This is a genomic window from Streptomyces sp. (assembly GCF_050698815.1).
GTDB lineage: Bacteria > Actinomycetota > Actinomycetes > Streptomycetales > Streptomycetaceae > Streptomyces.
The window spans coordinates 1-9,731 of the sequence record NZ_JBOHCV010000234.1; the positions used below are offsets into that span (position 1 = coordinate 1).

Annotated in this window: 10 protein-coding genes; 6 read left to right on the plus strand and 4 right to left on the minus strand. The window is 72.5% G+C overall.

What is annotated here, in order from left to right; translation table 11 throughout:
* Nucleotides 1-116: 116 nt before the first annotated feature.
* The 3 genes from hemW to ACRDP3_RS08575 are packed head-to-tail and all read right to left on the minus strand — an operon-like array spanning nt 117 to nt 3,037.
* The gene (hemW, locus tag ACRDP3_RS08565) at nt 117-1,382 is read right to left on the minus strand and encodes a radical SAM family heme chaperone HemW (RefSeq protein ID WP_431516252.1); all 1,266 of its coding nucleotides are present in this window, start codon (nt 1,380-1,382) and stop codon (nt 117-119) included.
* A 51-nt stretch (nt 1,383-1,433) separates the two neighbouring features.
* The gene (locus tag ACRDP3_RS08570; protein ID WP_431516253.1) at nt 1,434-2,285 is read right to left on the minus strand and encodes a DUF3097 domain-containing protein; all 852 of its coding nucleotides are present in this window, start codon (nt 2,283-2,285) and stop codon (nt 1,434-1,436) included.
* A gap of 11 nt (nt 2,286-2,296) precedes the next feature.
* Nucleotides 2,297-3,037, minus strand: a complete 741-nt coding sequence (locus ACRDP3_RS08575; RefSeq protein ID WP_431516254.1) for an MBL fold metallo-hydrolase — start codon at nt 3,035-3,037, stop codon at nt 2,297-2,299.
* Between the two features lie 197 nt (nt 3,038-3,234).
* On the opposite strand from ACRDP3_RS08575, the gene hrcA reads away from it, so the two are divergent.
* From hrcA to ACRDP3_RS08605, 6 genes are all read left to right on the plus strand, one after another.
* The gene (gene hrcA / locus ACRDP3_RS08580; RefSeq protein ID WP_431516255.1) at nt 3,235-4,251 is read left to right on the plus strand and encodes a heat-inducible transcriptional repressor HrcA; all 1,017 of its coding nucleotides are present in this window, start codon (nt 3,235-3,237) and stop codon (nt 4,249-4,251) included.
* Nucleotides 4,252-5,385 (plus strand): molecular chaperone DnaJ, encoded by a 1,134-nt coding sequence (gene dnaJ, locus ACRDP3_RS08585; RefSeq protein ID WP_431516256.1) that lies wholly within the window; start codon nt 4,252-4,254, stop codon nt 5,383-5,385.
* Between the two features lie 63 nt (nt 5,386-5,448).
* A complete protein-coding gene (locus ACRDP3_RS08590) occupies nt 5,449-6,540 on the plus strand; it encodes a nitronate monooxygenase (RefSeq protein ID WP_431516257.1) in 1,092 nt (363 codons plus the stop codon).
* Entirely contained in the window at nt 6,537-7,292 is a 756-nt protein-coding gene (locus tag ACRDP3_RS08595; RefSeq protein ID WP_431516258.1) for a 16S rRNA (uracil(1498)-N(3))-methyltransferase, read from the plus strand. Before ACRDP3_RS08590 ends, ACRDP3_RS08595 begins: the two co-directional genes overlap by 4 nt.
* Nucleotides 7,293-7,346: 54 nt before the next feature.
* Nucleotides 7,347-7,724 (plus strand): histidine triad nucleotide-binding protein, encoded by a 378-nt coding sequence (locus ACRDP3_RS08600; protein ID WP_431516259.1) that lies wholly within the window; start codon nt 7,347-7,349, stop codon nt 7,722-7,724.
* 16 nt (nt 7,725-7,740) lie between these two features.
* On the plus strand, nt 7,741-8,679 hold the full coding sequence (locus ACRDP3_RS08605; protein ID WP_431516260.1) for a ribonuclease Z: 939 nt from the start codon (nt 7,741-7,743) through the stop codon (nt 8,677-8,679).
* A gap of 171 nt (nt 8,680-8,850) precedes the next feature.
* On the opposite strand, the gene ACRDP3_RS08610 is transcribed toward ACRDP3_RS08605, so the two are convergent.
* Nucleotides 8,851-9,731 (minus strand): pyridoxal-phosphate dependent enzyme (locus ACRDP3_RS08610; protein WP_431516261.1); only part of this gene is annotated, 881 nt, incomplete at its 5' end.

Here is a 9,731-nt window from a genome sequence, read left to right on the forward strand (position 1 = left end):
CCTGTGGCATCGGCTCGCTCTGGGGCTTCGTCGAGGGGATCCTCTACCTCGTCGGCGCTGGTGGCTACACGACCGACTCGACCGGCCGACCGCTGCGCGACTGAACCCGCACCACGTCAGTCCACCAGGTCGCGCACGACCGCGTCGGCGAGCAGCCGGCCGCGCAGCGTGAGCACGGCGCTGCCCCGCTCGTACGGGCCCGGCTCCAGCAGTCCGTCGGACAGTGCCCGGCGTGCGGCCGCCGCACCGGCGGGGGCGAGCAGCTCCAGCGGGCAGCCCGCGGCGAGGCGGAGCTCCAGCAGGACGCGCTCGACCCGGCGGTCCTCGGCGCTGAGCAGTTCGCGGCCGGCGCCGGGGGAGCGGCCCTCCGCCAGGGCTCGGGCGTAGGCGGCCGGATGCTTGACGTTCCACCAGCGGACACCGCCCACGTGGCTGTGTGCGCCCGGCCCGGCGCCCCACCAGTCGGCGCCGGTCCAGTACAGCTCGTTGTGCCGGCAGCGTGCCGCGGGGTCGGTGGCCGTGGCCCAGTTGGAGACCTCGTACCAGGCCATGCCCGCCGCCGACAGCGTCTCCTCCGCGATGAGGTAGCGGTCCGCGTGCGCGTCGTCGTCGGTCATCGGGACCTCGCCGCGCCGGATGCGGCGGGCGAGCTGGGTGCCCTCCTCGACGATCAGGGCGTAGGCGGAGATGTGGTCGGGGCGCGCGGTCAGCGCGGCCTCGAGGGAGGCCCGCCAGTCGTCGTCGGACTCACCCGGAGTTCCGTAGATCAGGTCGAGGTTGACGTGCGTGAAGCCCGCGGCGCGGGCCTCGGCGACGCACGCCTCGGGCCGCCCGGGAGTGTGGGTGCGGTCCAGGATCCGGAGCACGTGCGGGCGTGCGCTCTGCATGCCGAAGGAGACACGGTTGAAGCCCGCTTCGCGGAGCTGTGCGAGATAGCCGGGATCAACGGATTCGGGGTTCGCCTCGGTGGTCACCTCGGCGTCCGCCGTCAGCCCGAACTCGTCGCGGATGACGGAGAGCATCCTGCCCAGGTCGGCGGCCGGGAGCAGCGTCGGTGTGCCGCCGCCGACGAAGACGGTTCCGACGCTGCGCGGGTCGTCCCCGAGGACCTTGCGGGCGAGCCGGATCTCGTCGGCGAGGGTGGCCGCGTAGTTCTCGCGGGAGGCGAGCACGCCGCCGGAGCCGTGCAGCTCGGCGCTGGTGTAGGTGTTGAAGTCGCAGTAGCCGCAGCGGGTCGCGCAGTACGGCACGTGGAGATAGAAGCCGAGCGGACGGGAGGCACGGCCGGCCAGGGCGGAGGGCGGGAGAGAGCCGTCCTCGGGCTGGGGGTCCCCCCAGGCCGAAGGCCTAGGGGGATCGCCGTCGGGGGTTGCGGAGGGCATGGCTCCCATTGTCCGTGATGGCCGGGCTCCACTGTCCCGGGGCCGACTCCGTCAGGAGGACCCCACCGTGACATGGTCGATCAGGTGCTCCACCGGCCCCAGCAGGTCCGGCTCCAGATCCTTGTACGAGCGCACCGCGCTCAGGATCCGCTGCCACGCGGCACCGGTGTTCTCCGGCCAGCCCAGCGCCCGGCACACGCCCGTCTTCCAGTCCTGCCCGCGCGGCACCCGGGGCCAGGCTTCGATGCCGACGGAGGACGGCTTCACCGCCTCCCAGACGTCGATGTAGGGGTGTCCGACCACCAGCACGTCCTCGCCGGTGATCTCCGCCGCGATACGGGACTCCTTCGAACCCGGCACCAGGTGGTCGACCAGCACGCCGAGCCGGGCGTCCGGGCCGGGGGCGAAGTCCCGCACGATCGAAGGGAGGTCGTCGATGCCCTCGAGGTACTCGACCACGATCCCCTCGATGCGCAGATCGTCGCCCCAGACCCTCTCCACCAGCTCCGCGTCGTGCCGTCCCTCCACATAGATCCGCCCCGCCCGTGCCACCCGGGCACGCGCGCCCGGCACGGCGACCGAACCGGAGGCGGTGCGCTGCGGGCGCGCCGTGCCAGGAGCAGCACCAGCAGCGGTGCCCGGCGGTACGAGCGTGACGACCTCCCCGTCCAGCAGGAAGCCGCGCGGCTCCATCGGGAAGACCCGGTGCTTGCCGAACCGGTCCTCCAGGGTGACCGTCGGCCCTTGCGCGGTCTTCTCGCTGCGGATCACCGCACCGCAGAATCCCGTGGTGACCTCCTCCACGACGAGGTCGGGACCGGGCTCGGCCGGAAACTCCGGCACCGGCTGCCGCGGCTTCTTCCACGGCGGGGTCAGATCGGAATCGTAGTGACGGCTGCGCATGACGGCATTCTTCACGAAGAGGCGAAGCGGCGTGCCAGTACGTCCCGTTGGGCGCGCACGAAGTCCGCGCCGACGACCGCCCCGTGCCCGGGTACGTACAGCGCGTCCTCGCCGCCCAGCGCCAGCAGCCGGTCCAGCGCGGCCGGCCACCGCGCGGGCCGCGCGTCGGGGCCCGCCTGCGGCTCGCCGGACTCCTCCACCAGGTCGCCGCAGAAGACGACGTCCGGGCCGCCGCCGGTGCCCGGGACCAGGACCGCCAGATCGTGTTCGCTGTGGGCCGGTCCCAGGCGGGCGAGCACCACCTGCCGGTCGTCCAGGGCGAGGGCGAGTTCTCCCGGAACCACGTGCCGCGGTGCGACGAGCACGTCCGTCGCCGCTTCGACGGCCTCGGTGGGCAGGCCGAACCGGACGGCGTCCCGGCGCAGTTCCTCCCCCGCGCCCGCCAGGTACTCGTCCAGGCCGGCCGCCCCGTACACCCGCACGTCCCCGAAGGCGGCCGTGCCCAGCACGTGGTCGAAGTGCCCGTGGGTCAGCGCCACGTGCGTCACCGGCAGCCCGAACAGGCCGTCCAGCTCCGCGCGGATGCGCGCCCCCTCCGCCAGGCTCGACCCGGTGTCGACGACCAGTACTCCCGCCGGGCCCCGCACCGCCCCGGCCGTCGCGTCCCAGCGCGGCAGCCTGCGCCGTACGACACCCGGAGCGAGCCGCTCCCAGCCGTCCCCGCCCGGCCCGTATTCCCCGTGTCCTGTCATGCGTTGACGCTATCGGCGATACGGTCGACCGGGCCGCTCTTGCCCCCGCCAGGGCTACCGGCCGTACACTGGCCCAGGGGAGCTGGCACTCAATCAATGAGAGTGCCAGGACACCGGAGATGCCAGGGGCGCGCGAGGCGCCCGAGGCGTCAGAGGTGCGAGCCAGTCAGGTCAGGTCCGGACGGGAGGTGTGCGCGGTGCTCAGCGAACGCAGACTCGAAGTGCTGCGCGCCATCGTCCAGGACTACGTCGGCACGGAGGAGCCGGTCGGCTCCAAAGTGCTCACCGAGCGGCACAACCTCCAGGTCTCCCCGGCCACCGTGCGCAACGACATGGCGGTGCTGGAGGACGAGGGCTACATCGCACAGCCGCACACCAGCGCCGGCCGCATCCCCACCGACAAGGGCTACCGCCTCTTCGTGGACAAGCTGGCGGGCGTCAAGCCGCTCTCCTCTCCCGAGCGGCGGGCCATCCAGAACTTCCTCGGCGGCGCCGTCGATCTCGACGACGTGGTGGGGCGCACGGTGCGGCTGCTGGCGCAGCTGACCCGGCAGGTCGCCGTCGTGCAGTATCCGTCGCTCACCCGGTCCACGGTGCGGCACGTCGAGCTGCTGATGCTTGCTCCCGCGCGGCTGATGCTGGTGCTGATCACCGACACCGGCCGGGTCGAGCAGCGCCTGATCGACTGCCCGGCGCCGGTCGGCGAGTCGACGCTGGCGGACCTGCGGGCCCGGCTGAACAGCCGGGTGGTGGGTGAGCGCTTCACCGAGGTGCCGTCCCTGGTGCAGGATCTGCCCGAGGCGTTCGACGCCGACGACCGTGGCACGGTCTCCACGGTGCTGGCCACCCTGCTGGAAACGCTGGTGGAGGAGACCGAGGAGCGGCTGATCATCGGCGGCACCTCGAACCTCACGCGTTTCGGGCACGATTTCCCGCTGACCATCCGGCCGGTGCTGGAGGCGCTGGAGGAGCAGGTCGTGCTGCTGAAGCTGCTCGGGGAGGCGAAGGACTCGGGCATGACCGTACGAATCGGACATGAGAACGCTCACGAAGGACTGAGTTCCACATCGGTCGTGTCGGTCGGTTACGGTTCGGGCGACGAAGCGGTAGCCAAACTTGGCGTGGTCGGACCGACCCGCATGGACTACCCCGGAACGATGGGAGCGGTACGCGCAGTGGCACGGTACGTCGGACAGATTCTCGCGGAGTCCTAAGTGGCGACGGACTACTACGCGGTCCTCGGCGTGCAGCGCGACGCCTCGCAGGACGAGATCAAGAAGGCCTTCCGCAGGCTGGCGCGCGAGTTGCACCCGGACGTCAATCCGGACCCCAAGACGCAGGAGCGGTTCAAGGAGATCAACACCGCCTACGAGGTGTTGTCGGACCCGCAGAAGAAGCAGGTCTACGACCTGGGCGGTGACCCGGCGGCCGGAGCGGGCGGCGGCGGCGCCGGCGGCTTCGGCGGGGGCTTCGGGAACTTCTCCGACATCATGGACGCCTTCTTCGGCAACGCGTCGCAGCGCGGCCCCCGGTCCCGTACGCGCCGCGGGCAGGACGCCATGATCCGGCTCGACATCGAGCTGGACGAATCCGCCTTCGGTACGACCAAGGACATCCAGGTCGACACGGCCGTCGTATGCAACAGCTGCCACGGTGAGGGCGCGGCGCCCGGTACCACGGCGCACACCTGCGACATGTGCCGGGGCCGGGGCGAGGTGTCCCAGGTGACGCGGTCCTTCCTGGGCCAGGTCATGACCTCGCGCCCGTGCCCGCAGTGCCAGGGCTTCGGTACGGTCGTGCCCACGCCCTGCCCGGAGTGCGCCGGTGACGGGCGGGTCCGCTCGCGGCGCAGCCTGACGGTCAAGATCCCCGCCGGTGTCGACAACGGCACCCGCATCCAGCTCGCGGGCGAGGGCGAGGTCGGCCCCGGCGGCGGCCCGGCCGGCGACCTGTACGTCGAGATTCACGAGTCCTCGCACCCGACCTTCCAGCGCCGCGGTGACGATCTGCACTGCACGGTCACCATCCCGATGACGGCGGCGGCGCTCGGCACCAAGGTGCCGCTGGAGACGCTGGACGGGCTGGAGGAGATCGACATCAGGCCGGGCACCCAGTCCGGACAGTCGGTCCCGCTGCACGAGCGCGGCGTCACGCACCTGCGGGGCGGCGGTCGCGGTCAGCTGATCGTCCACGTAGAGGTGATGACGCCGGGCGATCTCGAGCCGGAGCAGGAGGAACTGCTGCGGCGGCTGGCCGAACTGCGCGGCGAGGAACGGCCGACAGGTCAGTTCCAGCCCGGGCAGCAAGGACTGTTCTCCCGGCTGAAGGACGCTTTCAACGGCCGCTGACGCGCCTTCGGTGCGATGACAGGGGCCTGACTGCAATCACACGCCACGTGACAGGATGTGGCCATGTCCTCAGCGCCCACCAGGCTCTCCGGCTTCATGGAGCATCCGATCGTGCAGGCCCCCATGGCGGGTGGTGCTTCCTGCCCGGAGCTGGTCGGCGCCGTCAGCGAGGCGGGCGGGCTGGGCTTCCTCGCCGCCGGCTACAAGACGCCGGACGCCATGTACGAGGAGATCAAACACGTACGCGGGCTCACTCAGCGTGCCTTCGGCGTCAACGTGTTCATGCCGCAGCCCGGCAACAGCGACCCGGCGGCGGTGGAGGTCTACCGCGCGCAGCTCACCGGCGAGGCGAGCTGGTACGAGACCGAGCTGGGTGAGACCGGCCACGGCACCGACGACGCCTACGAGGCCAAGCTCGCCATCCTCTTCGACGATCCGGTCCCGATCGTCTCCTTCACCTTCGGCTGCCCCACCCGCGGCGTCCTGGAGCGGTTCACCAAGCGTGGCACGTACACGGTGGTCACCGTCACCTCCGTCGCCGAGGCGCAGGTCGCGGAGTGGTGCGGCGCCGACGCCCTGTGCGTACAGGGAATCGAGGCGGGCGGGCACCAGAGCACGCATCGCGACGATCCGCAGGAGGACGGCACGGGCAGCGGTCTCGGCCTGCTCACCCTGCTGACCCAGGTCACCGAGGCCGTGCCGCTGCCGGTCATCGCCGCGGGCGGCCTCATGCGGGGCAGCCAGATCGCCGCGGTGCTGGCCGCCGGCGCGACCGCGGCACAGCTGGGCACCGCCTTCCTGGTCTGCCCCGAGTCGGGGGCGGACCCGGTGCACAAGAAGGCCATGACCAACCCGCTCTTCGTCCGCACCGAGCTGACCCGCGCCTTCTCCGGACGGCCCGCACGGGGGCTGGTCAACCGCTTCCTGCGTGAGCACGGCCGGTACGCGCCGGCCGCCTACCCCGAGGTGCACCACCTCACCGCCGGGCTGCGCAAGGCGGCGGCCAAGGCGCAGGACCCGCAGGGCATGGCGCTGTGGGCGGGCCAGGGTCACCGGCTGGCGCGCGAGATGCCCGCGGGCCGGCTGGTGGAAACGCTGGTCGCGGAGCTGGTGGCGGCCCGCGAAGAGCCGGCGAAAGGGGGCGGCCCCGGATGACGGCCCCGGTCTTCCTCGCCGGCCGTGAGCAGCTGGCAGGCACGGCACCGGAGGGCAACGGCACCATCGTGCTGGACGGGCCCGAGGGACGGCACGCGGTCTCCGTACGGCGGTTGCGCCCCGGTGAGCAGATCGTCCTCACGGACGGCGCGGGCACCGGCGCCTCCGGCACGGTGGCAGCCGTCTCCGGCAAGGACCGCCTCGAGGTGGCGATCACGGCCGTACGGACGGAGCCGGAGCCGCGGCCCCGTATCACCGTCGTGCAGGCACTGCCGAAGGGCGACCGCGGCGAACTGGCCGTGGAGACCCTGACCGAGACCGGCGCCGACGCGATCGTGCCGTGGGCCGCCTCCCGTTGCGTCACCCGGTGGAACGGCGAGCGCGGGCTGAAGTCGCTCGCCAAATGGCGCTCCACCGCGCGCGAGGCCGGCAAGCAGGCGCGCCGGCTGCGCTTCCCCGAGGTCGCCGACCTCGCCGGCACCGCGCGGGTGGCCGAGCTGCTGCGTGGTGCAGCGCTGGGCGCGGTCCTGCACGAGGAGGGCGGCATTCCCCTCGCGACCGCCGAACTCCCGCCGGATGGTGACATCGTGCTGGTCGTCGGGCCCGAGGGCGGGGTCTCCCCGCAGGAGCTGACCGCGTTCGCCGACGCCGGCGCGCGACCGTACCGGCTGGGGCCCACGGTGCTGCGGACGTCCACGGCGGGCACCGCGGCGGCGGCCCTGCTGCTGGGCCGCACCGGCCGCTGGTCCTGACCCGGCCTGCCCCGGAACCCGCGGCGGCGGCCGCCGGACCGGTAACATCCCCGCATGGCTGGAGAATCGCAGGCGGACTGCCTGTTCTGCAAGATCGTGGCGGGCGAGGTCCCGGCGACCGTGATCCGGGACTCGGAGACGATGACCGCGTTCCGGGACATCAACCCGCAGGCGCCCACGCACGTCCTCGTCATCCCCAAGGCGCACTATCCGGACGCCGCCACGCTCGCCGCCGCCGAGCCGCAGCTCGCCGCCGAGATGCTGCGCGAGGCGGGCGAGGTCGCCGAGCAGGAGGGGATCGTCGCCTCGGAGACCGGTCCCGGCACCGGCTACCGCGTCGTCTTCAACACCGGTCACGGAGCGGGCCAGACGGTCTTCCACGCGCACGCCCACGTGCTCGGCGGCCGCGGCTTCAACTGGCCACCCGGCTGAGGCGTTCCGACCGCCCATGTCCGTACGTGAACTGGTCGTGCTGGGCACCGCGAGCCAGGTGCCGACCCGGCACCGCAATCACAACGGCTATGTGCTCCGCTGGGACGGCCACGGCCTCCTCTTCGACCCCGGGGAGGGCACCCAGCGCCAGATGCTGCGGGCCGGGGTCGCCGTGCACGACCTGACCCGGCTGTGTGTGACGCACTTCCACGGGGATCACGCCCTGGGGCTGGCCGGCGTCATCCAGCGCATCAACCTGGACCGGGTGCCACACCCCGTCACGGCGCACTATCCGGCGAGCGGACAGCGCTTCTTCGAACGGCTGCGGTACGCGACCGCCTACCGGGAGACGGTGGCGCTGCGGGAGGAACCGGTCGGCGCGTCCGGAGAGTTGGCCGCCGCCGCGTCCGCCGCTGACGCGACCAGTGAGGATCCGCCCTTCACCCTCTCCGCGCACCGGCTCTCCCACCCCGTCGAGGCGTACGGCTACCGCCTTGTCGAGCCCGACTCCCGCCGCATGCTCCCCGAGCGGCTGGCCGAGCGCGGCATCAGCGGCCCGGACATCTCCCGCCTCCAGCGCGCGGGCGAACTGCGCGGCGTACGGCTGGAGGAGGTCAGCGAGCCCCGGCCCGGCCAGCGCTTCGCCTTCGTCATGGACACCCGGCTCTGCGAGGGCGTGCACACCCTCGCGCAGGGCTGCGACCTGCTGGTCATCGAGTCCACGTTCCTCGACGAGGACGCGGCGCTCGCCGAGGAGTACGGCCATCTGACCGCCGGCCAGGCCGGCCGGGTCGCGGCACAGGCCGCCGTACGCAGCCTCGTCCTCACCCACTTCTCGCAGCGCTACAGCGACCCCTCGGCCTTCGCCCGCCAGGCACGGGAGGCGGGTTTCGAGGGGGAGTTGACCATCGCCGAGGACCTGGCACGGGTACCGGTTCCCCGGCGCCGCGGCTGAGAGCCGGACGGGCGGACGCGTCAAGTCCCTTGCCGGTCCTTGATAACAACCCGGCAACGGCCGCATCCTTACGTACCGTCAGAAGCCTCGGCGGGCCCCCACGGCACGCCGAGTGAGGACGGCCGGTACCACCTGCCCCGGTGCCGGCCGTCCCCCACGTACGGGACCGGGCTACCCGGCGCTGCCCTCCATCAGTTCCATGAAGCGCCGCATCCCCACGTTGCCGCCCGAGATGATGACCCCGACGCGCTGCGGCACCGGATCGATGCGCCCCGCCAGCAGGGCGGCCAGTCCGGTCGCACCGCTCGGCTCGATCACGATCTTCAGCCGTTCGAAGGCGAACCGCATCGCCGCCAGGATCTCCTCCTCGCTCACCAACTCCACCCCCGCCAGCAGCCGCTGGTTGACCGGGAAGGTCAGCTCGCCCGGCACCATCGCGCCCTGCCCGTCCGCGATGGTGCGCGGAATGCCGTCCAGCGCCACCCGGTGGCCGGCCGCCAGCGAGCGCCGGGTGTCGTCGCCCTCCTCCGGCTCGACGCCGATGACGCGGATACCCGGCTGCAGGCCGGTCGCCACCGTCGCCGAACCGGCGGCCAGCCCCCCGCCGCCCACCGGCAGCACCAGGGCGTCCAGTTCCCCGGTCTCCTCCAGCAGTTCCAGCGCCGCCGTGCCCTGCCCGGCGATGACGTGCGGGTCGTCGTAGGGCGGCACGACGGTGAGCCCGCGCTCCTCCGCCAGCCGCCGGCCGATGGCTTCCCGATCCTCGGTGTAGCGGTCGTAGGTGACGACCTCCGCGCCGTAGGCGGCGGTGGCCTCCAGCTTGGTGGCGGGAGAGTCCGCGGGCATCACGATGAGCGCCGTGCTGCCCAGTTCCCGTGCGGCCAGCGCGACGGCCTGGGCGTGGTTGCCGGACGAGTAAGCGGCCACGCCGCGCGAGAGTTGCTCGGGCGACAGCCGTGAGACGGCGTTGTAGGCGCCGCGGAACTTGAAGGCCCCGACGCGCTGGAAGTTCTCACACTTGAGAAAGGTCTCCGCGCCCACCAGCCGGTCCA